Origin of the sequence: Stenotrophomonas sp. 2YAF26 (genome assembly GCF_052114625.1) — a bacterium.
Classification (GTDB): domain Bacteria; phylum Pseudomonadota; class Gammaproteobacteria; order Xanthomonadales; family Xanthomonadaceae; genus Stenotrophomonas; species Stenotrophomonas indicatrix.
Genome location: NZ_JBFRFC010000002.1, coordinates 108,428 through 134,104 on the forward strand (window position 1 = coordinate 108,428; position 25,677 = coordinate 134,104).

Sequence of the window (25,677 nt, forward strand, 5' to 3'; positions counted from 1 at the left end):
CCACGCCATGCGTGGATGAATCTGCTCGGCGCCAACCAAGGTTGGCGTCTACCAAAGGCAGCCGGGCGCGGCTCGGCGCTACAACTGGATCCAGGTGGCCTTGATCTCGCTGTACTTGTCGAAGGCGTGCAGCGACTTGTCGCGGCCGTTGCCGGACTGCTTGTAGCCACCGAACGGTGCCGTCATGTCACCGCCGTCCCAGCCGTTCACCCACACGCTGCCCGCGCGCAGTTGGCGGGCTACGCGATGGGCGCGTCCAAGATCCCGCGTCCACAGGCCGGCGGCCAGTCCATAGCGACTGTCGTTGGCCAAGCGCACAGCCTCGGCTTCGTCATCGAAGCCGAGCACGGCCAGCACCGGGCCGAACACTTCCTCGCGGGCCAATGCCTGTTCCGGGCGTACCTGGTCGAACACCGTCGGCTGCACATAGCAACCGCCCGCCTCCACTTCGGCCCTCTGGCCGCCCAGCAGCAGGCGCGCGCCATCGGCTTCGGCCCGGGCGATATCGGCCAGTACCTTGTCCACGTGCGCGGCATCGACCAGCGCGCCCATCGGTGCATCGGCCTCCAGCGGATGGCGGGGCTGCATGCGTTGGCCGTAGGCGATCACCTGGTGCACGAAGTCATCGCGGATCGAACGCTGCACCAGCAACCGCGAACCGGCGGTGCAGACTTCGCCCTGGTTGAAGAAGATGCCCTGCGCCACGCCCTTGGCGGCCGCATCCAGGTCCGGCGCGTCGGCGAACACCACGTGCGGGCTCTTGCCACCGCATTCCAGCCAGACCCGCTTGAGGTTGGAGCGCCCCGCGTATTCGAGCAGCCTGGCGCCGGTAGCGGTGGAGCCGGTGAAGGCCAGCACGTCCACGTCCATGTGCAGGGCCAGCGGCTCGCCCACGCGTGAGCCGTGACCGGGCAACACGTTGAGCACGCCGTCCGGCAATCCCGCTTCGGCCGCCAGTGCGGCCAGCCGCAACGCACTCAGTGGCGAGCGCTCGGAGGGTTTCAGCACTACTGAATTTCCCATCGCCAAGGCCGGCGCGATCTTCCAGCACGCCATCAGCAGCGGAAAATTCCACGGCACGATGGCCGCCACCACGCCTGCGGCCTCGCGCGTGACCAGGCCCAGCTCGTGCGGACCGGTGGGGGCGATTTCACCGTACAGCTTGTCCACCGCTTCAGCGGTCCAGGTCAGGCAGCGCACCACGCCGGGAAGATCGATGCGACGCGCATCGCGGATCGGCTTGCCCATGTCCAGCGTTTCCAGCAGGGCCAGCTCATCGGCGTGCGTCTCCACCAGCGCGGCCAGCGCCAGCAGCACGCGCTTGCGATGGGTGGGGCTGGCCTGCGACCAGTGGCCTGCCTCGAACGCGCAGCGCGCCGAGGCCACCGCACGCTCGACGTCCTGTGCATCACAGTCGGCCACCGCACCCAGTACGCGCCCGTCGATCGGGCTGATGCAATCAAAGCGCGCGCCGCTGGCGGCATCCACGTAGCGGCCATCGATGAACGCTTGTCCGGGAATCGCCACGCGGCGGGACAGGGCCTGCCAGTGGCTGCGGTCGGGCAAGTGGGTCATGGGTCGCTCCAGCAATCAACGATCCTTGTTTATACCGGCGCGGCCGCGACCCCACCGTGATCGACCGCGCTGCGCGCTCGCCGGGCATGGCCCGGCGCTACCACAAGGTCGAGGCCCGAACGGTAGCGCCGGGCCATGCCTGCCGACAGATCCGTGACGCGGCTGCGCTAGAGTCACAACCATCGGACCCGATGGAGCCGGCATGAAAACCCCTGCAAGCGACCTGCACGACCTGGCCACCCAGCGCCCCGATTCACTGGACGCGTACTGGATGCCGTTCACTGCCAACCGCCAGTACAAGGGCGCGCCGCGCATGCTGGTACGCGCCGAGGGCATGCACTACGAAGACGTGGATGGGCGCGCCATCCTTGATGGCACCGCTGGCCTGTGGTGCTGCAATGCAGGGCATGCGCGCCGGCGCATCGTCGACGCGATCGCCGAGCAGGCCGCCACGCTCGATTACTCGCCCGCCTTCCAGATGGGTTCGCCGCCGGCCTTCGCCCTGGCGCAGCGACTGGCGGCGCTGGCTCCGGCCGGGCTGAACCACGTGTTCTTCACCAGCTCGGGCTCGGAGGCAGTGGATTCGGCGATGAAGATCGTGCTCGCCCATCACCGCCTGCGCGGCGAAGGCCAGCGCACGCGTTTCATCAGCCGCGAGAAGGCCTACCACGGGGTCGGCTTCGGCGGCATGGCCTTGGGCGGGCTGCCCAACAACCGCCGCCAGTTCGGTCTGCAGCTTGGTGGCGTGGACTACCTGCGCCACACCCTGGACCTGTCACGCAATGCCTTCAGCAAGGGCCTGCCGCGCCAGGGGGCCGAGCTGGCCGACGATCTGGAACGGCTGATCGCCCTGCACGATCCCTCCACCATTGCCGCCGTGTTCGTCGAGCCCATCGCCGGTTCGGCCGGTGTGATCCTGCCGGCACCGGGGTATCTGCAGCGCCTGCGCGAGATCTGCGACCAGCACGGCATCCTGCTGGTGTTCGATGAAGTCATCACCGGGTTCGGCCGGGTCGGCATGGCATTCGCCGCACAGCGTTTCGGGGTCACCCCGGATCTGCTGACCTTTGCCAAGGGTGCCAGCAACGGCGCGGTGCCGCTGGGTGGCGTACTGGTCGGCGACAGTGTGCATGCCAGCTTCATGCAGGGTCCGCCACAGGCCATCGAGCTGTTCCATGGCTATACCTATTCGGGCCATCCCTTGGCCTGCGCGGCGGCGCTGGCCACGCTGGACGTCTACGCCGAGGAACGCCTGTTCGAGCGTGCGATCGAACTGGGCGAGTACTGGCAGGAGCGGTTGCATGCCCTGCAGGGGCTGCCGAACGTGATCGACATCCGCAACTTCGGCCTGGTCGGTGCGGTGGAGCTGGCGCCGCGCAAGGACGCCCCCGGCAGCCGTGGCTACGAGGTGTTCCGCCGCTGCTTCCATGACGGGCGCCTGCTGGTGCGCTGTACCGGCGACATCATCGCGCTGTCACCGCCGCTGATCGTGGACAAGGCACAGATCGACCAGATCACCGGCACCCTAAGCGAGATGATCCGGGCCACCGCCTGAGGCCAGGGCGGTGCTGGCGAGCAGGTACAATGGGCGGTTCCGCTCCTGCCTGTTGCCGTGCCCATGAACATCGTCGTCAAAGAAGAACTCAAGGCCTACATCGACCCGCTCACCGCCGACGAACACGAGGCGCTGGAGCGCAGCATCCTCGCCGAAGGCTGCCGCGATGCGCTGGTACTGTGGGGCGACGTACTGGTGGATGGACACAACCGCTTCGGCATCTGCCAGAAGCATGGACTGCCGTTCAACACCGTGCAGAACACCCGCTTCCAGAGCATGGAAGACGTGCACCTGTGGATGATCGAGCAGCACCTGGGCCGGCGCAGCGTTTCCGATTTCCAGCGCGGCGTGCTGGCCCTGCGCAAGCGCGACATCCTGTCCGCGCGCAAGCAGGTCGAACAGGCGCAGCTGCAGCGCGAAAGCGACGGCACCGCCGAGCCTGCCGACGAGGCCGGCGAAGACAGCCCACCGTGGGAACCGGCGCCGAAGATCAGCCGCGCCGAACTGGCCCGCGAAGCCAAGCTGAGCACCAGCCAGGTGGGCATGATCGAGCGCATCCACGCCCAGGCTGCGGCCGAGGTGGTGGAAGCGGTGAAGGCCGGCATGATCTCGATCAGCGCCGCCGCCGCCGTGGCCGACCTGCCGGAAGAAGAGCAGCGCGCGGCGGCTGCCGGTGGCAAGGATGAGCTAAAGCAGGCTGCAAAGCGCGTGCGTGAGTCCAAGCGCAAGCCGCGTGCGCCGAAGCCTGAACCGGAGTCGGCGGAAATGGACTTCGAAGAGGCCAACGAAGATGAGATCGCCAGCCGCGATGCCGAGGTGCTGGCCGCGCTGGAGCAGCTTGGCGAGGATACCCCGGCGCTGCGCCGCCGCGTGGTTGCCCTGACCCGCGAGAACGACACCCTGCGCGCACAGCTGGCCCACCTGCGCAGGCAGCTGGAAACGCTCTGAGCATCCCCCGGTAGTGCCGGCCGCTGGCCGGCAGCTGCAACGTGCTTCCAACGTCCATGGGTTGCCGGCCAGCGGCCGGCACTACCGGGTACTCACCGGCCTGCGGGTAGACTTCGGGCATGACGTCTGCCATCGATCCGCGCCGCGCCCAACTGCGGCGCCTGAAAACCCTCGCCCTTGGCCTGCTGCTGCTGATGCTGGCCGGTTTCGCGGTCAGCCACTGGCAGGGCGAGCGTGGCATCTGGGCCTGGGTCTCGGCTTTCTGCGAGGCCGCCGCGGTTGGCGCGCTCGCCGACTGGTTTGCGGTGGTTGCCCTGTTCCGGCGGCCGATGGGCCTGCCGATTCCGCATACGGCGATCATTCCGCGTAGCAAGGAACGCATCGGCGACAGCCTGGCCCTGTTCGTGCGCGACCAGTTCCTGGAACCGACGGTGCTGCTGGCCAAGTTGCAGGTGTTCGACCCGGCCAGCCGCCTCGGCAGCTGGCTGGCCGATCCCGCGCGTTCACGGATGCTGGCCGACATGGCCCGTGGCTGGGCGCTGCAGGCGCTGGATTTCTTCGATGAAGCTGCGGTGCGGCGGCAGCTGCACAGCTTCGTGGTGCAGCAGCTGCGGCAGTGGAACGCAGCTGCCACCGCCGGCGAACTGCTGGGCCTGCTGACCGCCGATGGCCGCCACCAGCGCGTGCTGGACGAGGGCCTGCAGCGGCTGGGGCGTTGGTTGGAGCAACCGGAAGTGAAGGAACGCGCCTCGCAGCTGATCGTGCGCTACATCCAGCGCGAATGGCCGACGCTGTCGAGCACGGTGAACTGGATCAAGCCGATCGATGAGATCGGCGACAACCTTGCCGAACGCCTGGCCCGGGCGGTGCTGGAAGAACTGCAGCAAGTGCTGGCCGAGCCGCAGCACCCGCTGCGCCAGGACTACGAACAATGGCTGGGTAACTACGTGCAGCGCCTGCGCGAAGACCCGGCACTGACCGAGCGCATCGAACAGCTCAAGCAGGAAATGATCGACCACCCTGCCCTGCAGGACTACGTGCAGGGCCTGTGGTCGCGCATACAGGCCAGCCTGCGCGGCGATCTGCAGCGTGAGGATTCGGCACTGGTCGGTCATCTGCAGCGCAGCCTGGCTTCGTTGGGCGACAGCCTGCAATCGGACCCGGCGTTGCGCGAGGCATTGAACCAGCACCTGCTGGAAGGCGCACAGCGCCTCACCGGGCGCCTGCGCGAGGGCGTCACCACCCATATCGCGCAGACGGTCAAGAGTTGGGACGAACGCCACCTGGTCGAGCAGCTGGAGCTGAGCGTGGGCCGCGACCTGCAGTTCATCCGCTTCAACGGCACCCTGGTGGGCGGCCTGATCGGCCTGCTGCTGCATGCGGCGACTGTTCTGTTCCGTTTCTGAGATGGGTTCCCGGCCGGGCTGCGCCCGGCACCCGCAGAGGCCGGAGCCAGAGCAACAGCCACAGCTGGTTTCCTGCGGGATGGCAGCGCGCTGTGGGTTTGCGGGGCCGCCGTGAACCCATCCCTGGGGGCTTGGTCGCCGCATCCGTGCGGCTCACACCCCGCAAACCCACAGCGCCCCGCCTTCGACCGTTTCCCTCGATCTGCCTGGATCCACATGTTCGGGGACGAATGGGGCTGTCACACTTGCTTAACGAAATGCGAATGCCTATCATTTACTGATCGGTTGTGCGCTTAGCCAAGCGGGGCACGGAAGCACGCGCCCACCCGCCCCTTCGCCCGTGTACATCCCCCGACCACTGGGTCACCTGCCTGCCGCAGGTGTCGCACCGTCGATGGGAATCACGCTGGGTGACGTGCGCGGAGCGCATGGCTGCCATGGGTGCGTTTGCCATCGCCTGTTTTTTGTCCTGCATGGAATCGCACCGATGGCTTCTCCCCTGATTACTCCCCGTCCAACCCTTCTGGCCCTGGCCGTGACCGCACTGTTGATCGCACCGTTGGCACACGCTGAGGAAGGTTCTGCCGACCCGTCTGCGCGCACCCTGGACACCGTCCAGGTCACTGCCGATGGCGACATTGCCGACAGCTACACCGTCAAGCGGGCCAGCACCGCAACCAAGCTCGGCCTGTCACTGCGCCACACCCCGCAGTCGATGACCGTGGTGACCCGGCAGCGGCTGGACGACATGGGCCTGTTCTCCCTGTCCGATGTGATGGGCCAGGTCACCGGCGTAGCGGTGTCGGTCACCGACAGCGAACGCATCAACTACGTTTCGCGCGGGTACAACATCACCAATTTTCAGGTCGATGGCATGCTCAACACCTTCGGTGGCTACATCAAGACCAACACCGACAGCGTGATCTACGACCGCATCGAAGTGGTGCGTGGTGCCACCGGCCTGACCACCGGTGCGGGTGATCCGTCGGGCACCATCAACTTCGTCCGCAAGCGCCCCAGCGATACGTTCCAGATGAGCGCCAACCTGACGCTCGGCCGCTGGGGCAACCAGCGCCTGGAAGCCGACCTCGGCGGTCCCATCGCCCTGGATGGCCGCATCCGCGCCCGCGTGGTCGCTGCCAAGCAGCAGAGCGATTCGTTCCGCGATGTGTACAAGCTGGACAAGGACGTCTTCTACGGCATCGTCCAGGCCGACATCACCGACACCACCCTGCTGGAAGCCGGCTATGAGTACCAGTCGCCGCGCACCACCGGCGTGACCTGGGGCGTGGTGCCGTACTGGGGCGCCGATGGCAAGCCGGCCAACCTGCCGCGCTCGACCAACCTGTCGGCGCGCTGGAGCAGCTGGCCGATCGTCGAAAAGAGCGCGTTCGCCCGCCTCGAACAGCAGCTGGGCCATGGCTGGGCAGCGAAATTCGCCTACACCCGCTCCAAGCGCGAGACCGACGGCGCGGTCTGGTATGGCGCGTCCGGTTACCCGCGTGCCGATGGCAGCGGCATCTCTGCCTTCGTCGGCAGCTTCGGTGAAAACGGCGACATGCAGGTGTTCGACTTCAACGTCGGTGGTCCGTTCCAGCTGTTTGGCCGTGAACACGAACTGGTGTTCGGTTTCGCCCAGTCGGTGCGCAAGGGCGAAGTGCCTGCGAGTGAAACCGCCGCTTACCCTGCCAGCTACGATCGCGTGCCGGACTGGCGCAGCTGGAACGGCGACGTCGCGCCGCTGCAGGTCACCCGCTTGGGCTATCTCGCATCGGAGGACGAACTGCGCCAGCGTGCCGCTTACCTGGCCGCGCGCCTGCAGCTGGCCGAGCCGCTGACCGCCGTGCTCGGTGCCCGTTACGGCAGCTGGGAAACGCGCAGCTGGACCTACACCCATGACGCCGCCGGCCGCTTGACCGACACACGCCGCGGCGGCTACAAGCCGGATGACTCACTCACCCCGTACGCCGGCTTCATCTACGACTTCAACCGCTACTTCAGCGGCTATGTCAGCTACACCGACATCTTCCAGCCACAGAACTACCGCGACAAGGCCAACAACTACCTCGAACCGGTCGTCGGTGACATGTGGGAAGCCGGGGTCAAGGCCGAGTTCTTCGATGGCCTGCTCAACACCTCGGTCGCGGTGTTCAAGGGCGAGAAGGACAACGTCGCCGAGCTCGATGATTCGGTACCGGAAAACTCGCTGCCCGGTGGCATCAGTGCTTACCGCTCCACCGGCAAGGGCAACAAGGTGAAGGGCTGGGAAATCGAAGCGCAGGGCAGCCTGGGCGAGCACTGGAACCTGTCTACAGGGTTCACCCACACCGTCAGCCGCAATGCGCTGGGCGTTCGCCAGAACACCACCGTTCCGGTCGATCTGTTCCGCCTCAACGCCAGCTGGCGCCCGGGTGGTGCCGAAGGCCGCTTCTGGATCGGTGGCGGCGCGACCTGGCAGAGCGGCATCTGGAGCCTGAGCAACAAGCCGCGCGAGGACTTCCTGGTCAGCGGCAAGCGCGACCGCGTGGCGATCGAACAGGGTGATATCTACCTGCTCAACCTGTCGGCCGGCTATCGCTTCAACGAAAACTTCACCGCCCAGGTGAACGTCAACAACCTGCTGGACAAGAAGTACTACAACCGCGTCGGTTTCTACGACGGCGTGTACTGGGGCGAACCGCGCAACGCGATGATGACGCTGCGCTGGAAGCTCTGACAATCTGATGGATGGCGCCGGTTCTGCGACCGGCACCCGGCCACGGATGGCCAACCCCGGCGCGCTTCGGTGCGCCGGTCCTCTTTCATTCAACCTGCAGGACCGCCGTGGACCGCTCGCCCGCAACCGCCAGCCCCCGCCTTAGCACCCTCTTCGCCAACCCGCGATGGGGCGTGCTGTCCCGATCCCTTGCCGCCATCTTCGGCGGCTACGCGCTTGCCTCGATGACCACGGTGTTCTGTGCGCTGGCGCTGCCGGGCGCGCGCGGCCAGGCCGTGCTGACCGGCATGCTGCTGGCGATCCTGGTCGCCGCCTGCGCCGCGCTGTGGGCGTTCGCCACGCGCAGTGCGCTGCGTGCCTGGGTCGGCATTCTCGCCCCCACCCTGCTGTTGGCCGGCATTTCGCGCCTGCTGGGAGCGTGGGCATGAAGAATGGATTCCGCCAATCCATGGCCTGGCTGCATACCTGGACCGGACTGCTGGTCGGCTGGCTGCTGCTGCTGATCTTCATGGCCGGCACCGCCAGCTACTACCGCGAGGAAATCAGCCGCTGGATGCGCCCGGAGCTGCCGCGCAGCACGGTCAGCACCGACGAAGCGGCGCAGCGCGCGGCCGACTACCTGCTGGCCAACGCACCGCAGGCCGAGAGCTGGTTCGTCACCCTGCCGCAGCCACGCAATCCGGCCATGCAGATGTTCTGGCGGTTGCCGGCCGAGCTGGCCGACCCCAGCAAGGGCCGACGCGGCGCCTTCGGTGATGCCACCCTGGACCCGAACACCGGCACCGAGCTGAAGGCCCGCGAGACACGTGGCGGCGACTTCTTCTACCGCCTGCATTTCGACCTGCACTACATTCCCGTGCTGTGGGCGCGCTACCTGGTGGGCTTCTGCGCGATGTTCATGCTGGTGGCCATCATCACCGGCGTGATCACCCACAAGAAGATCTTCAAGGACTTCTTCACCTTCCGGAAGGACAAGGGCCTGCGTTCCTGGCTGGACTTCCACAACGTCAGCGCGGTGATGGCCCTGCCTTACCACGCGATGATCACCTACACCGGCATCGTCACGTTGATGATCATGTACCTGCCGTGGGGAGTGAACGTGGCCTACGGCACCGACCAGGATGCGTTCTATGCGGAGGCCTTTGGTGGCCTGCCCGAGGTCACCGCGCCCGCCGAAGGCAAGGCAGCCCCCCTGCCGCTGCGGCAGCTGCTGGACAGCGCCCGCACGCATTGGCACGGCACCGAGGTCGCCGGTTTCAGCGTTGCCAATCCCGGTGCCGCGAATGCGGTGATCGACATCCGCCAGCGCGATGGCAAACGCCTGTCCATCGATACCCCGGCGCTGCGCTATGACATGGTCACTGGCGCGCTGCTGCAGGAAACGCCGCCTTCCGGTGGCGCCACCGCCACCCGTGGCGTGCTGTATGGCCTGCACCTGGCCCGCTTTGCCGATTGGGGCCTGCGCGCGTTGTTCTTCCTGTCCGGTCTGACCGGCTGCCTGATGGTGGCCAGCGGCGTGGTGCTGTGGGCGGTGAAGGAGCGGCCGAAGCACGCCAAGAGCGGTCGCACCGGCTTCGGCCTGCGCCTGGTCGATGCACTGAACATCGGCGCCGTGGCCGGTCTGCCGATCGCCTTCGCCGCCTATTTCTGGGGCAACCGCCTGCTGCCGCTGGGCCTGGCCGAGCGATCCAACGCCGAAGCGAACGTGTTCTTCTACGCGTGGGGCGCCTCGCTGTTGGCGGCCTTCATCTGGCCCAAGCGGATGATGTGGGCGTGGCAGCTGTACATCGGCGCGGCCGCGTTCGCGCTGATTCCGGTGGTCAACGCATTGACCACCCACGCGCACCTGGGCGTCACCTTGTTCAACGGTGACTGGGCATTGGCCGGTTTCGACCTGTCGATGATCGCCTTCGGCGCCATGCTGGCCCTGTGCGGCTGGCGCATGCAGCGCTGGACGCCACAGCTGACTGCCGCCGAGAAGAAGAAGCGTGCGGCGGCCGCTGCAGCGACGAAGGCACCGGCCGATGCAGTGGAAGCGGAGGCCAGCGCATGATGCTGCTGGTACTGGGATTGTCATTCACAGCGTTCACCGCGCTGTCGCTGGCGATGGAAAAGCACCAGCAGGAACTGCACGGCAAATCCGCGGCATCACCGGTACGGCGTACGCAATGGCGGGTGCTGGGCTGGGTACTGCTGACGGTGGCTTTCGCACTGTGCGTGGTCGACCACGGCTGGGCGATGGGCCCGGTGCTGTGGCTCGGCGCGCTCACCCTGGGTGGAATCGTGCTGGCGTTCGCGCTGTACCCGTACCGGCCGAAATGGATCGCGCCGCTGGCGATCGCGTTGCCAGTGATCGGGCTGGTGGTGGCGCTGTTGTAACCCGTGCGGTGTACCGCATCCACGCATGGCGTGGATCTACTGCGAATCCGATGCAGGGCGTGGATCTACTTCGGATGCCGCGCGGGGCGTGGATCCATCCTGGAGGGTAGTGCCGGCCGCTGGCCGGCAACCCCATGAACCGGAAGTTGTTGGAGAAGTACAGCACGCCACCCGGCGCCAGTCGCGCGACGGCCGCACGCAGCATCTTCACCTGTTCGCGCTGTACGTCGAAGTCCTCGGCGCGGGCCGAGTTGGAGAACGTCGGCGGGTCGCAGAAGATCACGTCGTACTGGCCGCGATCACCTTCCAGCCATGCCATCGCATCGGCCTGCACCAGCAGGTGCTGATTGCCGCCCTGCCCGTTCAAGGCCAGGTTGTCGTAGCACCACTGCAGGTAGGTGGCCGACAGGTCGACGCTGGTGGTGCTGGCCGCACCGGCCACCGCCGCCTGCACGCTGGCCACGCCGGTGTAGCAGAACAGGTTGAGGAAGCGCTTGCCGCGCGCCTGCTCGGCCATCAGCCGGCGCAGCGGGCGATGGTCGAGGAACAGACCGGTATCGAGATAGTCGAACAGGTTCACCTGCAGCAGCGCGTTGTTCTCGCGTACCACGAGGAACTCATCGCGCTGCTCGAAACGGCCGTACTTGCTGCCGCCCTTGCCACGTTCACGCGATTTCATCGATACCTGTTCCGGCGGCACGCCGAACACCTCGCGCGCAGCGGCCAGCAGTTCATTGCGGCGGCGGCGCACGTCGTTCTCGGGAATCGCAGCGGGTGCAGCGTATTCCTGTACATGCAGGAACGTGCGGCGCTGGCCGCCATCTTCCTCGTACACGTCGATGGCCGCTGCGTATTCCGGCAGGTCGGCATCGTAGGCGCGGAAACAGGTGATGCCTTCGCGCGCGCGCCAGCTCTTGAACTTCTTCAGGTTCTTGCGCAGGCGGTTGGCCACCATCTGCGCGCCTTCGCTCAGCTCGCGCACCTGTGCCGGGTCACGGCCCGGCACGGCGATCGGATCGCAGACGATCAGTGCGCATTCCAGCGCACCATTGAACATCTGGTACTTCTTGCCCGCACGCAGGCCGGTGGCGAAGGCCAGTTCGTCATTGCCGCACAGCAGGCTGGCGCGCCACTGCGGCACGGCCTTCTGCAGGGCATTGCCCAGCTTGCGGTACAGCGCCGGATCGGCGGCCAGGCGCTCGTCATACGGCGGGTTGCAGACCACCGCACCGATCTCCTGCTCCGGGGTGGGCAGGTCAGCCACATCGGTGCGGGTGAAGCGGATGGCATGGGCGACGCCGGCAACTTCGGCGTTCTCGCGCGCGGCCTGGATCGCCACCGGGTCGATGTCGCTGCCGTGGATGACCGGCTTCAGCGCGGCAAGGCCGGCCGCTTCGCGATCACGTGCTTCGCTCTGGATGGTTTTCCAGGCGGCCTTGTCGAAGCCCAGCCAGCGGCTCGGCGGCAGGCTGCCATGGCGCATCAGGCCGGGGGCGACATCGGCCGCCATCAGCGCGCCTTCGATCAGCAGGGTGCCGCTGCCGCACATCGGGTCCAGCAGGCCGCCACCGGCAGCGTGCAGGCGCGGCCACTGCGCGCGCATCAGCAGCGCGGCAGCCAGGTTTTCCTTCAACGGCGCGTCATGCGCCGCACCGCGCCAGCCGCGGCGATGCAGTGGGCCGCCGCCGAGGTCGATCGACAGCGAGGCGCGGCCCTTGCGCAGCGACAGGTTGACGCGCACGTCCGGCAGATCGGTATTGACCGAAGGGCGCTCCAGGCCTTCGTCACGCATGCGGTCGACGATGGCGTCCTTGATCCGCTGCGCGGCGAAACGGGCATGGGTGATCTTGTCGCCGGACACATGCGCATCCACCGCCAGGGTCATCTCCGGCTTGATGTGTTCGTGCCACGGCAGCGCACGCACGCCGTCGTACAGCGCCTGCTCGTCCGGGCATTCGAATTCGTCGATCGGCCACAGCACGCGGCTGGCCAGCCGCGACCACATCACGATCCGCAGCGCCTGCTCCAGTTCGCCATCGGCGTTGACGCCGGCGATGGTGGCGGTGGCCTTTTCCAGGCCCAGGGCCGACAGCTCATCGGCAAGCAGGTATTCCAGGCCCTTGGCGCAGGAGACAAAAAATTTCACGGGATCGGTTCGCAGGTGGTCAGGCACGGCAGGGGGCCGGGCCATTCGGAAGGGAGGGCCGTGGACACGGCCGGCAGGCCCGCGCCGGGGGCGGCGGGGCTGCCATTGTAGTCAATGCGGGCGGGCGCGCTGTGCGCCCGGGCTTCACAGCTGCCGCAGCAGGCGCTCGAAGGCCTGCGCAGAGGCTTCCACGTGATGTTCCAGGCGATGGCCATCGTCCACCAGCAGCAGCTGCGCCGAGCGCGCCTGCGCCCAGGCGATGACCCCGGCGGCCGGCACCACCTCGTCATGCCAGGCCTGCACCACCGTGGTCGGCACCGGCGCGGCATCCAGCGCCGGCATCGGGCCCATGGTGGTGGGCGGCACCATCAGGAACAGGCCGGCCACCGGTACCTGCAGCGAGGCAATGGCAGAGATGTAGGCGCCCAAGCTAGAGCCGGCCAGCACCACCGGCCCCTGCGCAGCGGCAGCGGCCGTGCGCTCGATCAGGCGTTGCAGGCGGGTGCGCACATCGCCAACGCGGCTCACCTGGCTCATCGCGTCCAGGTCGGTGTAATCGGGGCGCTCATGGGTCCAGCCCAGTCGCTCGGCGACTTCGGCCAGCGCGGTGACCTTGGTCGCCTCCGGGCCGCTCTCGAAGCCGTGGGACAGGATGCAGTGACCGCGGCTCATGCGTACGCTCCCACGGAGCGGATCGACAGCAGAAGGGAAGGCAGTTTCATCCGGCAATGCTAGCATCGCCGCATGCCCAAACCGCTCCTGCCCGGCCTGCAGCTGCAGCCGTTGCCCTACCACGACCGCCTGCCACTGCGCGATCCATCCAGCCTGGCAATGGTGGTGATCCACTGCACGGAACTACCCGACCTGGCGACCGCCCGGGAGTACGGCGAGCGCGTGCTGTACGACAGCGGCGCCGGCAACAGCGGGCATTTCTACATCGACCGCGACGGCAGCGTGGTGCAGTACGTGGCGCCGGAGCGCATCGCCCACCACGTGCGCGGCATGAATGCCGATACCGTGGGCATCGAACTGGTCAATTCGGGGCGCTACCCGCACTGGCTCGACAGCCGCCACCAGGCGATGGACGAGCCGTACACCGAAGCGCAGCTGCTGGCGCTGGAACAGCTGCTGCAGGCACTGGTGGCTCGTTACCCGTCGCTGCGGCGGATTGCCGGACATGACCAATTGGACCTGGAGCAGGTGCCGGCCAGTGATGACCCGGCGGTGACCGTGGCGCGCAAGCGTGATCCGGGCCCGTTGTTCCCGTGGGCGCGGGTGCTGGCGAAGGTGCCGTTGCAGGGGTTGGGATGATGGGCAGGGCTGCGCCCTGGGTACACGCCATCGCATACGCGCTGTCGCTCCCACGCTTCGCTGCGCGAACCGCGGGCCCCACTTACCAGCTCCCACACCCCCGCCGCTTCGCGGCCGCCCCCTGACTCAGGGGGCTCTGCCCCAGAGATGAATCGGTGGCCAGTAGATCCACGCCATGCGTGGATGAACGTCAAATCGACCAACCCGTTTTGCTCAGGCGCCGGTGGCGACCGGGCGGCTGCTGTCGCTGACCCAGCCACTCCATGAGTCCGCGTAGATGCGGGCGCCGGACAGGCCCGCGCTTTCCATCGCCAGCAGCAGGTGGCAGGCGGTCACGCCCGAGCCGCACATCAGCACCACGCGTTGCGGGTCCTGGTTGCCGATCACGCCCTGCAGTTCGGCACGCAGTTCCTGTGCATCGCGCAGGCGGCCGTCCAGCACGTTCAACGCAAACGGGCGATTGACCGCGCCCGGTACATGGCCGGCGACCGGGTCCAGCGGCTCCACCTCACCGCGGAACCGCTCGCCCGCGCGGGCATCGACCAGCCAGCCCGGTGCGTGCTTGAGGCGTGATTCGATCTCGTCCGCGCTGGCAACCTGGCCGCTATCGAAGCGCCCCGGATACGCGGGCAACGCGGTGACCTCGCTGCTGCCGGTCGCCAGCGGCTGGCCGGCGGCCTGCCACGCGGCGATGCCGCCATCGAGTACGGCCACGTTCGCATGCCCGATCAGGCGCAGCAGCCACCACAGGCGCGCGGCGGCCATGCTGCCATCGCTGCCGTCATACACCACCACCTGCGTGTCGGTGCCGATGCCCCATTGCCCCAGTCGTGCGGCGAACGCATCGCTGTCGGGCAACGGGTGGCGGCCATGGCCCACCCGCGTCAGATCGGACAGGTCGCGGTTGAGATCGGCATGCACTGCGCCGGGAATGTGTCCCTGCGCGTAAAGGCCATTGCCCGCCTGCGGGTCGGCCAGCGATGCACGCGCGTCGACCACGCGCACGGTACTTGCGGTCGCGCGGGCATCGACCACGCGCACCCCATCGCCCAAGGCCGCAGCCAGGGTCGCAACATCGACAAGGGTGGTCCACGGTGGGTCGATCGGCTTCATTGCACTTGCTCCAGGCGGCGACGCAGGTTGTACAGGATGGCCGCAGTGGCGCCCCAGATGCGCTGGCCGGGCCAGCCATATTCAAGGACATGGCGGACGCGGCCGCGATGGTTGATTTCGACCTGCCGCAGATTGTCGGCGGCCATCAGATAGTCCAGCGGCACTTCGAACACCTCGGCCACTTCGCTGGGCTGCGGGACCGCCACGAAATCCGGATCGATCACCGCCACCACCGGGGTCACGCGATAGCCGGTGATGGTCACGAACGGATCGAGATATCCCAGTGCCTGCACCTGTGTCGGCGCCAACGCGATTTCTTCTTGGCTTTCGCGCAGTGCGGCAGCCAGCGCATCGCGATCATCGGGCTCGGTACGGCCACCGGGGAAGCCAACCTGGCCACCATGTTGCCGCAGGGTTTCGGTACGCCGGGTCAGGATCACCTGCGCGCCGTTGGCGCGCGGCACGATGCCAGCCAGCACCGCCGCCTCGACCGGTGGGCCCGGGGGCAGCAGGTCATCCAGTTCACTGCGGTTCCAGCCGTCACCTGCCGGCGGTTCGGCCAGCGGATGCAGCGCGCGCAGCAGCCGCTCATGATCGGCCAACGAACCTCGCAGCGACTGCTGCAGCTGTTGGCGCAGGGGCAGCACACGCTGCAGGATGTGGCTGCGCTCGCCGTCGCTCATCGACGACCACCGTGCGATTTCGTCGATATGCCGCCCGCACCCGGCGCAGAGCCGGTTGCGATCCAGCTTGCAGACGTTGATGCAGGGGCTTGCGACAGCACGCGCCGTTTCTTCCATTATTTGCACCGGTCAACAGTAGCGCGAATGGGCTGAATTTGGGATGGGCCCCGCACGGCTGCAGCGTGGTGCAGAAACAAAAACGCGCCGGTGGGTTCACCGGCGCGTTGATGTTGACGCTGTTTCTTCTTACTTGACGCTGATCAGCTTGATCTCGAACTGCACAGCCACATTCGGCGGGAACGGGGTGCGCGGGTCGGCGCCGTAGGCCTGATCCGGCGGCAGCGAGACTTCCCACTTCGAGCCTGCCGGCATCTGCAGCAGGGTCTCACGCATGGCCTTCATTTCGACTTCGCTGACCTTGATCGACGGAATCTGCTGGGCCGGGCGGGATTCGGTCGGGCGCTGGCCGTACGGGAACGGACCGGCCACTTCCAGCTGCACGGTGCTGGCCTGGGTCGGCTTGGCACCCTTGCCGGCTTCGATCACACGGTACTGAACGCCGCTCGGCAGGGTCTGCACGCCCGCCTTTGCCTTGTTCTGCGCCATGAACTGATCGCTCTTGGTCTTGTTTTCGGCAGCAGCCTTTTCGTACTCGGCCTTGGCGGCCTGGGCACGGCCCTGCTCGCGCTTCTGGAACGCTTCAACAGCCGGCTTCAGCTGCTCGGCGGTGATCGCCGGCTGCTTCTTGGCGTAGGCGTCCTGCAGACCCTTCACCACCGAGTTGATGTCCAGCTGCTCACCGCGACCAGTCAGCTCCGCCAGGTTGTTGCCGTAGTCGTAACCGAAGTAGTAGCTCAGCTTGCCCTTCTCGGACGCGATGTCCTGGGCGAAGGCATTGCCCGTCAGGGCCAGGGCCGCGACGGCGACCGCGATAGAACGCAACTTCATCAAACAGTTCTCCAGGGGTGGTAACTCAGGGACGTTCTGCGCCGCCCTGAGGCGACGGGTTAGGATAACGGCCACAACGTGTAACCGCTACTCACCACGCAGGCTATGACCTGTCTGCGTTTACAGAGTTCAATATCACTTTTTTTTAACGTTCCAGGAGTTTCCCGTGGTCGAGGCCCCCGCTCCCCACCCGGTCGACGTCAGCGATGATGGCGCCGTCCGCACCATTACCGTGCAACGCCCGGACAAGCTCAACGCCCTCAATGCCGCCACCCTGCAGGCCCTGGCCGAGGCGTTTGGCGCCGCCGCCGCCGACCCGGCGGTACGGGTGGTGGTGCTGACCGGGTCTGGCCCCAAGGCGTTCGTGGCCGGGGCCGACATCGCGGAAATKAACACCTTGAGCGCGGTTCAGGGACGTGATTTCTCCCTGCTCGGCCAAGCCCTGATGCGCCGCATCGAACGCATGCCCAAGCCGGTGATCGCCCGGGTGAACGGATTTGCGCTGGGCGGCGGGCTGGAACTGGCCATGGCCTGCCATCTGCGCATCGCCGCCGATTCCGCCAAGGTCGGCCAGCCGGAGATCAATCTCGGCCTGATTCCCGGCTTCGGTGGCAGCCAGCGACTGCTGCGCCTGTGTGGCCGTGCGGCCACGCTGGAGCTGTGCCTGCTGGGCACCCCGATCGACGCCGCACGCGCACTGGCCCTGGGCATCGTCAACGAGGTGGTACCCGCCGCCGAGCTCGACGCCCGCGTGCAGGCCCTGGCCCGGCAGCTGGCACAGTCGGCGCCGCTGGCGCTGCGCGGCCTGCTCGATGCGGTGCACGTGGGCGGCGAATGCAGCCTGGAAGCCGGCCTGGAATACGAAAGTGCGCAGTTCGGCCTGCTGTTTGCCACCGAGGACATGCGCGAAGGCACCAGCGCCTTCCTGCAGCGCCGTCCCCCCGCCTTCCAGAACCGCTGACGCCATGGCATCCCGACCCAACCCCGTGCTGTTGTTCGCCCGGGTCCAGGCAGACGATCCCGATGGTGCGCTGCAGGCTGGGCTGATGGACTACGTGGCGCGTACTGGCGATGAGCGGCTGCTGCCCGATCATCCAGACCTGCCCGACCGTCTGTGCCAGATGCAGTTGCAGCTGCAGCGCGCATGGGCGGCGCGCGAACGCTTCCGCGCACGTGCCGTGCGCCTGGCCCGCCGCGAGGCCGAGCGTGACGCGCGCCGGACACCCGCGCCGGCACCTGACGCCAAACCCGCCCTGCCCGCAGCAGCGGCCGCCATCCTCGCCCGGGCCAAGGCCCGCGCCGCCGGCAAGGAGCAGTAATGGCGACCGTGAAGAAGACCGCGCGCGCACCTGCGCGCCGCGGCGGTACGATGCCGCGCGCCGACGTGGTGGAAATGTTCACCCGCCTGCGCGAACTCAACCCGCATCCGAAGACCGAGCTGGAATACAGCTCGCCGTTCGAACTGCTGGTGGCGGTCGCGCTGTCCGCGCAGGCCACCGACGTCGGCGTCAACAAGGCGACCCGTCGCCTGTTCCCGGTTGCCAACACGCCGGCGAAAATCCTCGCCCTGGGCGAAGAGGGACTGAAGAAATACATCGCCACCATCGGTCTGTTCAACGCCAAGGCGAAAAACGTGATCGCCACCTGCGCGCTGCTTCTGGAGAAGCACGGTGGCGAAGTGCCACGCGATCGCGACGCACTGGAGGCACTGCCCGGTGTCGGCCGCAAGACCGCCAACGTGGTGCTCAACACCGCATTCGGCGAACCGGTGATGGCGGTGGACACGCACATCTTCCGTGTCGCCAACCGCACTGGACTTGCCCCCGGAAAGAACGTGCGCGAGGTTGAAGATCGACTGGTCAAAGCGATTCCCGCCGAGTTCCTGCTCGACGCGCACCACTGGCTGATCCTGCACGGCCGGTACGTGTGCAAAGCACGCAAACCGGATTGCCCGGGGTGCGTGATTGCCGACCTGTGCCGGTACAAGGACAAGACACCCGCGGAGTGACCGCGCCATCCACGCATGGCGTGGATCGGCTGGAAAATCCATCCACGCATGGCGTGGATCTACTGCAACCGGGGCGCAATCCGCGCGTCATACGTAACCGGTTTCAATGGCAGGCCCAGCCGTGACGGGGCCTGCGGCGGATCGCGGCCGTGCGCGAACTGTCACATTTACGCAATCTTCACGTTTTAGCCTGCGCGCATCTTCCCACCTGCCTGCAAGGCTCCTCTCCATGAAACTGCATCACCAGCTCCTGACGATCGCCGTGGCTGCTGCGCTGTACGTGCCGGCCGCCCACGCCGAAGTCGCCATCGATGTGATCGGCGGTTCGGAAATCACCTTCGAAGGCCTGGTCCAGGCCGACGGCAACTGGTACGACAATGACGTCGTGGACCTCAACGGCGGTGACGCCGGCAACGGCAAGAACAGCGAATTCGAACTGCGCCGCGCCGAGCTGGTGCTGAAGGGCAAGGGCCCGGGCAACGTGGAATGGGTCGTGGGCTACGACGCCAAGGCCGACAAGTTCCTCGACACCAACGTGAAGTACAAGCTGCTGGGCAACGCCAACCACTTCATCCAGGTCGGCCAGTTCAAGCAGCCCAACAGCCTGGAAGAACTGTCCAGCACCAAGAACAACGACTTCATCTCCAAGGCTGCGGTCACCAACACCTACGCCGTCGCCCGTCGCCTGGGCGGTGCCTACAGCTACGGCCAGGACAACTGGTCGGTCACCGCCAGCGCCTTCGGCCGCGAACTGACCCGCAACCTGGCCCACGGCAGCGGCTACGGCGCACGTGGCACCTGGGCCCCGATCAACGAGAAGGGCCAGGTCCTGCACTTCGGCCTGAGCTACGTCGACTACGACACCGACGCGGACACCCTGCGCGTGCGTGCCCGCCCGAACGCTGACCTGGCCACCGCGCGCCTGGTCGACAGCGGCAACCTGGTCGACACCGACCGCGTCAGCACCATCGGTGCTGAAGCGATGTACTTCCAGGGCCCGTTCAAGGCCCAGGCCGAGTACTACACCAGCAAGGCCAAGCGCCTGGCCAACGACAACTACACCAGCGATGGCTACTACGTCAGCGGCGTGTGGAATGTCACCGGCGAGAGCTGGAGCTACAAGGGCGGCACCCCGGGCACCGGCCTGCCGAACAACCCGGCTGGCGGCCAGTGGCAGCTGGGCGTGCGTTATGACCACATGGATCTGAACGACGGCAACCTCGCCGCCAACCCGGTGGCCGGCCGTCCGCCGATCGTCGATGGCGTGCTCGGCGGCAAGATGGACATCTGGACCGTCGGCGCGAACTGGTACTGGCGCTCGAACTTCAAGCTGATGCTCAACTACGTGATGGTCGACAGCAAGAAGTACAGCTCGACCGCCCGCGGCTTCGTCAACGACGATCCGAACATCCTGGAAGCCCGCGCGCAGTTCTTCTGGTAATACTGGAAGCACGCGTTCGAACGAAGGCACGGCCCAGGCCGTGCCTTCGTCGTTGTGGGCAGGCGGTGGCCGCGCGATGATGCCCTGCCCTGTCGACAAGGACCTTCGGGATGCCTTCCTCGCTCCGCCTGCGCCGCCTGCTTTGCGGTGTCCTGCTCGCTGCCCTGCCCGCCACTGCGTTCGCCTGTGACGATGCGGAGGCCGTGCGCGAGGCCGCGTATCGGCAGTTGCCGGCCGGCGCGCTGCCGGTCACGGCACGTTTCACCGATGCGGACAGCACGGCCTGCCGCGCGTGGCCCGCACAGCCCGGCACGACCCTGCTGGCCGTCGCGCAATGGACCGCCCCCGCCTCGGAAGACCTGCGCGGTGGCGACCTGGACCTGTTGCTGATCGATACCGCCAGTGGCCAGCCGCTGGCCTGGACCCGCGTGGCCGATGCAGTCAGCAGTGATGCGCTGCGCTTTACCGGCCTGCGCCTGGACACGGCACGCTGGCAGCTGGATCCGGCCACCCGCGCATTCGGCGTGCGCATGGACTACAACGGCAGCTCAGGCCCCAACCCGTTCGCGCAGACCGAGCTGCAGTTGTTCGTACGCGAGGGCCGGCAGCTGCGCCGAGTGCTTGCCCCGCTGGCCGTCAGCGGCAGTCGCGGCGAATGGGATACGCGGTGCGCCGGCGAGTTCAGCCGCTTCGAGCGCACGCTGGAAATGGGCAATGCCAATGCCGCTGGCCTGGCGCCGATCGTCGTGCGCGAAAAGCGCACCGATACGATCAGCGTCGCCGCCGGTGACGACTGCCATGCCACCGACACGACGGCACCCGCACAGCGCTGGATACTGCAGCCCCGCGACGGTCGCTATGCCGTTCCGGAGGCGCTGCGCGGGCTGTGAAGGGCGGGCTTGGGCACCGCCATGACGGCTGTCACGTTCGCGTCATATGACAGACGCGGGCGTGTCATGGAACCGTTATGGAATGTGCACCGAAACGTCGGGCAGCCGCCCCTCGACCACCCCAGGAGTCTCTCCCGTGATCCACGCCTTCAAGTCGCGCGCCGCCGTCGCCATTCTGGCCGCGTCGTCCGTGTTCGCCGCCAACGCCGCCGATGTCACCGGCGCGGGCGCCTCGTTCATCTACCCGGTGATGTCCAAGTGGTCGGCCGACTACAGCACCGCCACCGGCAAGAAGGTCAACTACCAGTCGATCGGTTCCGGCGGTGGTATCGCCCAGATCAAGGCAGCGACCGTGGACTTCGGTTCGTCCGACGCGCCGCTGAAGCCGGAAGAGCTGGCTGCCGCTGGCCTGGCCCAGTTCCCGTCGGTGATCGGCGGCGTGGTGCCGGTGATCAACGTTGCTGGCGTCGCCCCCGGCGCGCTGAAGCTGGACGGCCCGACCCTGGCCAACATCTTCCTGGGCAAGATCACCACCTGGAACGACCCGGCCATCGCCGCACTGAACAGCGGCCTTACCCTGCCCAGCGGCAAGATCACGATCGTCCATCGTTCGGACGGTTCGGGCACCACCTTCAACTTCGTCAACTACCTGTCCAAGGTCAGCCCGGAGTGGAAGAGCAAGGTCGGTGAAGGCACTTCGGTGCAGTGGCCGGCCGGCATCGGCGGCAAGGGCAACGAAGGCGTTGCTGCCTACGTGAAGCAGATCAAGGGCGGCATCGGCTACGTCGAACTGTCCTACGCGCTGCAGAACAAGATGTCCTACGCGGCGATGAAGAACGCGGCCGGCAAGATCGTGCAGCCTTCGGACACCTCGTTCTCGGCCGCCGCGGCCAGCGCCGACTGGGCCAACGCCCGTGACTTCTACCTGGTGATGACCAACGCCCCGGGCGCTGATGCATGGCCGATCACTGCCACCAACTTCATCCTGGTGCGCAAGCAGCCGAAGAACGTGGCGGGCGCCAAGGCCACGCAGGAGTTCTTCCGCTGGGTCTACAAGAATGGCGATGCGCAGGCCAAGCAGCTGGACTACGTGCCGCTGCCGGACGCGCTGGTGCGCCAGATCGAGACCTACTGGACGCAGAACCTGAAGTACTGAGTTCGTTGCAAGGCGTTCCCCCGCAGGAACGGGGCCGGCGGGTCCTCTCTCCCCCGCCGGCCCCACCGGGCGCTGGATCCTTCTGGGTCCGGCGCTCTTCTTTTTTGCAGGGTTGGTCGTGAAAGGCGCTGCGCTTCCGTTGGTGAGTTGTTGCGGCGATGGGTCATGGAAGGCAGGAGCGGGGGCAACGGCTGCCCGGCCCTCCGCCGCGCCGGGGACCGCGCAGAAGCGCAGTTGGTGTCGTCAGCCGACCCGGCGGCCAACCGTGAATCCCGCGAAACCCTTGCCAGAACGTGATCCAGGACACCTCTGTCATGGACGTCATACGGCTGTAACAAAAACATCATTTCATAGCCGCATCCGCCGACACCGTCGGCTCTACCCCGCTATGGAGTGACCATGAAACTGCACTCGGCCAGCCTTGCCGCCCTTTCCCTGGCCATCGCCCTGGGCTTGTCTGCCTGCGGTGGCGACAAGCAGGCCGCTCAGCAGCCGGCCGCTGACGGCGCCGCTGCTCCGGCCGCTGCCGGCGACAAGGTGACCGCTGAGGTCTCCGGTGCTGGCGCCTCCTTCATCTTCCCGCTGGTGTCCAAGTGGTCGGCTGACTACAACACCGCCACCGGCGCCAAGATCAACTATCAGTCGATCGGTTCCGGTGGTGGCATCGCCCAGATCAAGGCCGGCACCGTCGATTTCGGTTCGTCCGACAAGCCGCTGAGCAGCGATGAGCTGGCCCAGGCCGGCCTGGCCCAGTTCCCGTCGGCCATCGGCGGCGTGGTGCCGGTGGTCAACATCGACGGCCTGGAAGCCGGCAAGCTGCGCCTCAGTGGCGCCCTGCTCGCCGACATCTTCCTGGGCAAGGTCAAGACCTGGAACGACCCGGCCATCGTCGCCGCCAACCCGGGCGTGACCCTGCCGGACGGCAAGATCACCATCGTCCACCGTTCGGATGGTTCGGGCACCACCTTCAACTTCTCCAACTACCTGTCCAAGGTCAGCCCGGAGTGGAAGAGCAAGGTCGGCGAAGGCACCTCGGTGCAGTGGCCGGACGGCGTGGGTGGCAAGGGCAATGAAGGCGTTGCTTCCTACGTGAAGCAGATCAAGGGTTCCATCGGCTACGTCGAACTGGCCTACGCCCTGCAGAACGCGATGCCCTACGCCTCGCTGCAGAACGCCGCCGGCACCTGGGTGCAGCCGAACGCTGAAACCTTCGCTGCCGCTGCCGCCAGCGCCGACTGGGCCAGCGCCAAGGACTTCAACCTGGTCATCACCAACGCACCGGGCGAGCAGGCGTGGCCGATCACCGCCACCAACTTCATGCTGATGCAGAAGAAGCCGAAGGATGCCAAGCGCAACCAGGATGCGCTGGCCTTCTTCAAGTGGGCCTTCGAAAGCGGCCAGACCCAGGCCAACGAACTGCACTACGTACCGCTGCCGGCCGAGCTGGTCAAGCAGATCGAAGCCTACTGGGCGACCGAACTGAAGTGATGGACCCGACGGTGCCCGCCACGTGCGGGCACCGTCTCCTGCACATCGTGCTGCCCCGCCCCTTCCTGGCCCTGCCGTCCCCATGAATGCCATCGCCCAGCCTGTAGCCGCCCCGTCCACGCGTGATACGCGTGATGCCCGCAACGACAAACTGTTCCGATGGGTGCTGGTCGGCACCGTCATCTTCGTCCTGATCGCGCTGGCCTGCGCCGCACTGTCGATGCTGTGGGGTGGTCGCCACGCCCTGCAGATGCAGGGCCTGAGCTTCTTCTTCTCCTCCGACTGGAATCCGGTCGAAAACAAGTTCGGCGCCCTCGCCCCCATCTACGGCACCCTGGTCACCGCGCTGATCGCGATGGTCATCGCCGTACCGGTCAGCTTCGGCATCGCCTTCTTCCTCACAGAAGTGGCACCGCGCTGGCTGCGTGGCCCGGTCGGCACCGCCATCGAACTGCTGGCGGGCATTCCCTCGATCATCTACGGCATGTGGGGCCTGTTCGTACTGGTGCCGGTGATGACCGAGTACGTCACCCCGTTCCTCAACGAAACCCTGGGCGAATGGCCGATCATCGGCCCGGTGTTCCAGGGCCCGCCGCTGGGCATCGGCATGCTCACCGCCGGCTTCGTGCTGGCGATCATGGTCATCCCGTTCATCTCCTCGGTGATGCGCGAAGTGTTCCTGACCGTGCCGACCCGCCTGAAGGAATCGGCCTACGCGCTGGGTTCCACCAAATGGGAAGTGAGCTGGGACATCGTGCTGCCCTACACCCGCTCGGCGGTGATCGGTGGCGTTTTCCTCGGCCTCGGCCGCGCACTGGGCGAGACGATGGCGGTGGCCTTCGTGATCGGCAACAGCGTGCGCCTGTCGCCGTCGCTGCTGGAACCGGGCACCACCATCGCCGCACTGATCGCCAACGACTTCGGCGAAGCCACTGAAACCTACCGCTCGGCGTTGCTGCTGCTCGGCTTCGTCCTCTTCATCGTCACCTTCGTGGTGCTCGCCATCGCCCGCCTGATGCTGATGCGCCTGTCCCGCAAGGAGGGCAACTGATGTCCAGCACCGCTGACTCCCTGTACCTGCGCCGCCGCATCGGCAACGTCATCGCCATCGCGATGTCCTGCGCCACTGCGCTGTTCGGCCTGTTCTTCCTCGGCTGGATCCTGTTCACCCTGGCCTCCAAGGGCCTGGCCGGCATCAACCTGGATCTGTTCACCAAGATGACACCGCCGCCGATGCAGGAAGGCGGCCTGGCCAATGCCTTCTTCGGCAGTGCGGTGATGTGTGCGCTGGCGATCGGCATCGGCACCCCGCTGGGTGTGCTGGCCGGCACCTGGCTGGCCGAGTACGGCAACGCCCGCAAGGCCGGCACCGTGGTCCGCTTCGTCAACGACATCCTGCTGTCGGCCCCGTCCATCGTGCTGGGCCTGTTCGTCTACACCCTGTACGTGATGCAGACCGGCGGCAGCTTCTCCGCCTTCGCCGGTGCACTGTCGCTGGCCTTCATCGTGCTGCCGGTGGTGGTGCGTACCACCGACGAGATGCTGCGCCTGGTGCCTTCGCAGATGCGCGAAGCCGCGCTTTCGCTGGGCATTCCGCAGTGGAAGGTGATCGTGCAGGTACTGTACCGCAGTGCCTCGGCCGGCATCATCACCGGCATCCTGCTGGCGCTGGCCCGCATTTCCGGCGAGACCGCACCGCTGCTGTTCACCGCCTTCGGCAACCAGTACTGGAACAGCAACGTGTTCCAGCCGATGGCCTCGGTGCCGGTGGTGATGAACCAGTTCGCCGGCAGCCCGTACGAATCCTGGCAGGTGCTGGCCTGGGCCGGCGCGCTGGTGCTGACCGTGTTCGTGCTGCTGGTCAGCCTCTCTGCGCGCGGCATCCTGCTGCGCAACCGTATCTCCCATGACTGA

22 protein-coding genes and 1 pseudogene are annotated in these 25,677 nt (G+C 66.9%); 17 read left to right on the forward strand and 6 right to left on the reverse strand.

Annotated elements, in window-relative coordinates; translation table 11 throughout:
- Positions 1–78: 78 nt before the first annotated feature.
- Positions 79–1,575 (reverse strand): aldehyde dehydrogenase, encoded by a 1,497-nt coding sequence (locus AB4Y98_RS02865; RefSeq protein ID WP_442243728.1) that lies wholly within the window; start codon positions 1,573–1,575, stop codon positions 79–81.
- Between the two features lie 202 nt (positions 1,576–1,777).
- On the opposite strand from AB4Y98_RS02865, the gene AB4Y98_RS02870 reads away from it, so the two are divergent.
- The 7 genes from AB4Y98_RS02870 to AB4Y98_RS02900 all read left to right on the forward strand — a co-directional run bounded on the left by AB4Y98_RS02870 (position 1,778) and on the right by AB4Y98_RS02900 (position 10,579).
- Positions 1,778–3,130, forward strand: coding sequence for an aspartate aminotransferase family protein (locus AB4Y98_RS02870; protein ID WP_442243729.1), 1,353 nt, complete (start codon positions 1,778–1,780; stop codon positions 3,128–3,130).
- Positions 3,131–3,193: 63 nt separating this feature from the next.
- Positions 3,194–4,078 carry a plasmid replication/partition related protein gene (locus AB4Y98_RS02875; RefSeq protein ID WP_312786061.1) on the forward strand — a complete coding sequence of 295 codons (885 nt, stop codon included), beginning with the start codon at positions 3,194–3,196 and terminating at the stop codon, positions 4,076–4,078.
- Between the two features lie 119 nt (positions 4,079–4,197).
- Positions 4,198–5,484 (forward strand): DUF445 domain-containing protein, encoded by a 1,287-nt coding sequence (locus tag AB4Y98_RS02880; RefSeq protein WP_312786060.1) that lies wholly within the window; start codon positions 4,198–4,200, stop codon positions 5,482–5,484.
- A gap of 487 nt (positions 5,485–5,971) precedes the next feature.
- Complete coding sequence (locus AB4Y98_RS02885; protein WP_442243730.1) at positions 5,972–8,200, forward strand: TonB-dependent siderophore receptor; 2,229 nt, start codon at positions 5,972–5,974, stop codon at positions 8,198–8,200.
- Between the two features lie 107 nt (positions 8,201–8,307).
- Positions 8,308–8,628, forward strand: coding sequence for a DUF3649 domain-containing protein (locus AB4Y98_RS02890; RefSeq protein ID WP_442243731.1), 321 nt, complete (start codon positions 8,308–8,310; stop codon positions 8,626–8,628).
- Positions 8,625–10,253 carry a PepSY-associated TM helix domain-containing protein gene (locus tag AB4Y98_RS02895; RefSeq protein WP_442243732.1) on the forward strand — a complete coding sequence of 543 codons (1,629 nt, stop codon included), beginning with the start codon at positions 8,625–8,627 and terminating at the stop codon, positions 10,251–10,253. Before AB4Y98_RS02890 ends, AB4Y98_RS02895 begins: the two co-directional genes overlap by 4 nt.
- Positions 10,250–10,579, forward strand: a complete 330-nt coding sequence (locus tag AB4Y98_RS02900; protein WP_312786056.1) for a DUF3325 domain-containing protein — start codon at positions 10,250–10,252, stop codon at positions 10,577–10,579. Before AB4Y98_RS02895 ends, AB4Y98_RS02900 begins: the two co-directional genes overlap by 4 nt.
- 139 nt (positions 10,580–10,718) lie before the next feature.
- On the opposite strand, the pseudogene rlmKL reads toward AB4Y98_RS02900, so the two are convergent.
- Together rlmKL and AB4Y98_RS02910 are read right to left on the reverse strand one after the other, a co-directional pair.
- Positions 10,719–12,725: pseudogene (rlmKL, locus tag AB4Y98_RS02905) on the reverse strand (bifunctional 23S rRNA (guanine(2069)-N(7))-methyltransferase RlmK/23S rRNA (guanine(2445)-N(2))-methyltransferase RlmL); the annotation flags it as partial.
- 144 nt (positions 12,726–12,869) lie between these two features.
- Positions 12,870–13,397, reverse strand: coding sequence for an alpha/beta hydrolase (locus AB4Y98_RS02910; RefSeq protein WP_025875362.1), 528 nt, complete (start codon positions 13,395–13,397; stop codon positions 12,870–12,872).
- Between the two features lie 72 nt (positions 13,398–13,469).
- Between AB4Y98_RS02910 and AB4Y98_RS02915 the strand changes: the two genes are divergently transcribed.
- A complete protein-coding gene (locus AB4Y98_RS02915; protein ID WP_093817788.1) occupies positions 13,470–14,036 on the forward strand; it encodes an N-acetylmuramoyl-L-alanine amidase in 567 nt (188 codons plus the stop codon).
- A gap of 213 nt (positions 14,037–14,249) precedes the next feature.
- On the opposite strand, the gene AB4Y98_RS02920 is transcribed toward AB4Y98_RS02915, so the two are convergent.
- The 3 genes from AB4Y98_RS02920 to AB4Y98_RS02930 all read right to left on the reverse strand — a co-directional run bounded on the left by AB4Y98_RS02920 (position 14,250) and on the right by AB4Y98_RS02930 (position 16,780).
- On the reverse strand, positions 14,250–15,149 hold the full coding sequence (locus AB4Y98_RS02920) for a sulfurtransferase (RefSeq protein WP_428704118.1): 900 nt from the start codon (positions 15,147–15,149) through the stop codon (positions 14,250–14,252).
- Entirely contained in the window at positions 15,146–15,949 is an 804-nt protein-coding gene (locus tag AB4Y98_RS02925) for a CoA pyrophosphatase (protein WP_312112155.1), read from the reverse strand. The genes AB4Y98_RS02920 and AB4Y98_RS02925 overlap by 4 nt, the downstream gene beginning before the upstream one ends.
- A 129-nt stretch (positions 15,950–16,078) precedes the next feature.
- Positions 16,079–16,780: an FKBP-type peptidyl-prolyl cis-trans isomerase N-terminal domain-containing protein gene (locus tag AB4Y98_RS02930; RefSeq protein WP_442243733.1), complete on the reverse strand. Its 702-nt coding sequence runs from the start codon at positions 16,778–16,780 to the stop codon at positions 16,079–16,081.
- A 166-nt stretch (positions 16,781–16,946) separates the two neighbouring features.
- Here AB4Y98_RS02930 and AB4Y98_RS02935 point away from each other — a divergent pair, with 166 nt between their 5' ends.
- From AB4Y98_RS02935 to pstA, 9 genes are all read left to right on the forward strand, one after another.
- On the forward strand, positions 16,947–17,741 hold the full coding sequence (locus AB4Y98_RS02935; protein ID WP_442243734.1) for an enoyl-CoA hydratase/isomerase family protein: 795 nt from the start codon (positions 16,947–16,949) through the stop codon (positions 17,739–17,741).
- Positions 17,742–17,745: 4 nt separating this feature from the next.
- Complete coding sequence (locus tag AB4Y98_RS02940) at positions 17,746–18,099, forward strand: hypothetical protein (RefSeq protein ID WP_428704117.1); 354 nt, start codon at positions 17,746–17,748, stop codon at positions 18,097–18,099.
- Positions 18,099–18,788: an endonuclease III gene (gene nth / locus AB4Y98_RS02945; protein WP_312788073.1), complete on the forward strand. Its 690-nt coding sequence runs from the start codon at positions 18,099–18,101 to the stop codon at positions 18,786–18,788. The genes AB4Y98_RS02940 and nth overlap by 1 nt, the downstream gene beginning before the upstream one ends.
- A gap of 229 nt (positions 18,789–19,017) precedes the next feature.
- A complete protein-coding gene (locus AB4Y98_RS02950) occupies positions 19,018–20,229 on the forward strand; it encodes an OprO/OprP family phosphate-selective porin (protein WP_093817784.1) in 1,212 nt (403 codons plus the stop codon).
- A gap of 110 nt (positions 20,230–20,339) precedes the next feature.
- Entirely contained in the window at positions 20,340–21,119 is a 780-nt protein-coding gene (locus tag AB4Y98_RS02955) for a hypothetical protein (RefSeq protein WP_442243735.1), read from the forward strand.
- Between the two features lie 136 nt (positions 21,120–21,255).
- Positions 21,256–22,275, forward strand: coding sequence for a phosphate ABC transporter substrate-binding protein PstS (gene pstS / locus AB4Y98_RS02960; RefSeq protein ID WP_312109970.1), 1,020 nt, complete (start codon positions 21,256–21,258; stop codon positions 22,273–22,275).
- A gap of 399 nt (positions 22,276–22,674) precedes the next feature.
- On the forward strand, positions 22,675–23,763 hold the full coding sequence (pstS, locus tag AB4Y98_RS02965) for a phosphate ABC transporter substrate-binding protein PstS (protein ID WP_180164220.1): 1,089 nt from the start codon (positions 22,675–22,677) through the stop codon (positions 23,761–23,763).
- An 82-nt stretch (positions 23,764–23,845) separates the two neighbouring features.
- A complete protein-coding gene (gene pstC / locus AB4Y98_RS02970) occupies positions 23,846–24,814 on the forward strand; it encodes a phosphate ABC transporter permease subunit PstC (protein WP_025875378.1) in 969 nt (322 codons plus the stop codon).
- Positions 24,814–25,677 (forward strand): phosphate ABC transporter permease PstA, encoded by an 864-nt coding sequence (pstA, locus tag AB4Y98_RS02975; protein WP_032951813.1) that lies wholly within the window; start codon positions 24,814–24,816, stop codon positions 25,675–25,677. The genes pstC and pstA overlap by 1 nt, the downstream gene beginning before the upstream one ends.

Coding starts and splice junctions, on each gene's coding strand:
- AB4Y98_RS02915 (WP_093817788.1), top strand. CDS start 13,470: ATGCCCAAACCGCTCCTGCCCGGCCTGCAGCTGCAGCCGTTGCCCTAC.
- AB4Y98_RS02925 (WP_312112155.1), bottom strand. CDS start 15,949: ATGGAAGAAACGGCGCGTGCTGTCGCAAGCCCCTGCATCAACGTCTGC.
- AB4Y98_RS02930 (WP_442243733.1), bottom strand. CDS start 16,780: ATGAAGTTGCGTTCTATCGCGGTCGCCGTCGCGGCCCTGGCCCTGACG.
- pstA (WP_032951813.1), top strand. CDS start 24,814: ATGTCCAGCACCGCTGACTCCCTGTACCTGCGCCGCCGCATCGGCAAC.
- pstS (WP_180164220.1), top strand. CDS start 22,675: ATGAAACTGCACTCGGCCAGCCTTGCCGCCCTTTCCCTGGCCATCGCC.
- AB4Y98_RS02940 (WP_428704117.1), top strand. CDS start 17,746: ATGGCATCCCGACCCAACCCCGTGCTGTTGTTCGCCCGGGTCCAGGCA.
- AB4Y98_RS02910 (WP_025875362.1), bottom strand. CDS start 13,397: ATGAGCCGCGGTCACTGCATCCTGTCCCACGGCTTCGAGAGCGGCCCG.
- AB4Y98_RS02895 (WP_442243732.1), top strand. CDS start 8,625: ATGAAGAATGGATTCCGCCAATCCATGGCCTGGCTGCATACCTGGACC.
- AB4Y98_RS02875 (WP_312786061.1), top strand. CDS start 3,194: ATGAACATCGTCGTCAAAGAAGAACTCAAGGCCTACATCGACCCGCTC.
- nth (WP_312788073.1), top strand. CDS start 18,099: ATGGCGACCGTGAAGAAGACCGCGCGCGCACCTGCGCGCCGCGGCGGT.
- AB4Y98_RS02920 (WP_428704118.1), bottom strand. CDS start 15,149: ATGAAGCCGATCGACCCACCGTGGACCACCCTTGTCGATGTTGCGACC.
- AB4Y98_RS02880 (WP_312786060.1), top strand. CDS start 4,198: ATGACGTCTGCCATCGATCCGCGCCGCGCCCAACTGCGGCGCCTGAAA.
- pstC (WP_025875378.1), top strand. CDS start 23,846: ATGAATGCCATCGCCCAGCCTGTAGCCGCCCCGTCCACGCGTGATACG.
- AB4Y98_RS02955 (WP_442243735.1), top strand. CDS start 20,340: ATGCCTTCCTCGCTCCGCCTGCGCCGCCTGCTTTGCGGTGTCCTGCTC.
- AB4Y98_RS02870 (WP_442243729.1), top strand. CDS start 1,778: ATGAAAACCCCTGCAAGCGACCTGCACGACCTGGCCACCCAGCGCCCC.
- AB4Y98_RS02865 (WP_442243728.1), bottom strand. CDS start 1,575: ATGACCCACTTGCCCGACCGCAGCCACTGGCAGGCCCTGTCCCGCCGC.
- AB4Y98_RS02950 (WP_093817784.1), top strand. CDS start 19,018: ATGAAACTGCATCACCAGCTCCTGACGATCGCCGTGGCTGCTGCGCTG.
- AB4Y98_RS02885 (WP_442243730.1), top strand. CDS start 5,972: ATGGCTTCTCCCCTGATTACTCCCCGTCCAACCCTTCTGGCCCTGGCC.
- AB4Y98_RS02900 (WP_312786056.1), top strand. CDS start 10,250: ATGATGCTGCTGGTACTGGGATTGTCATTCACAGCGTTCACCGCGCTG.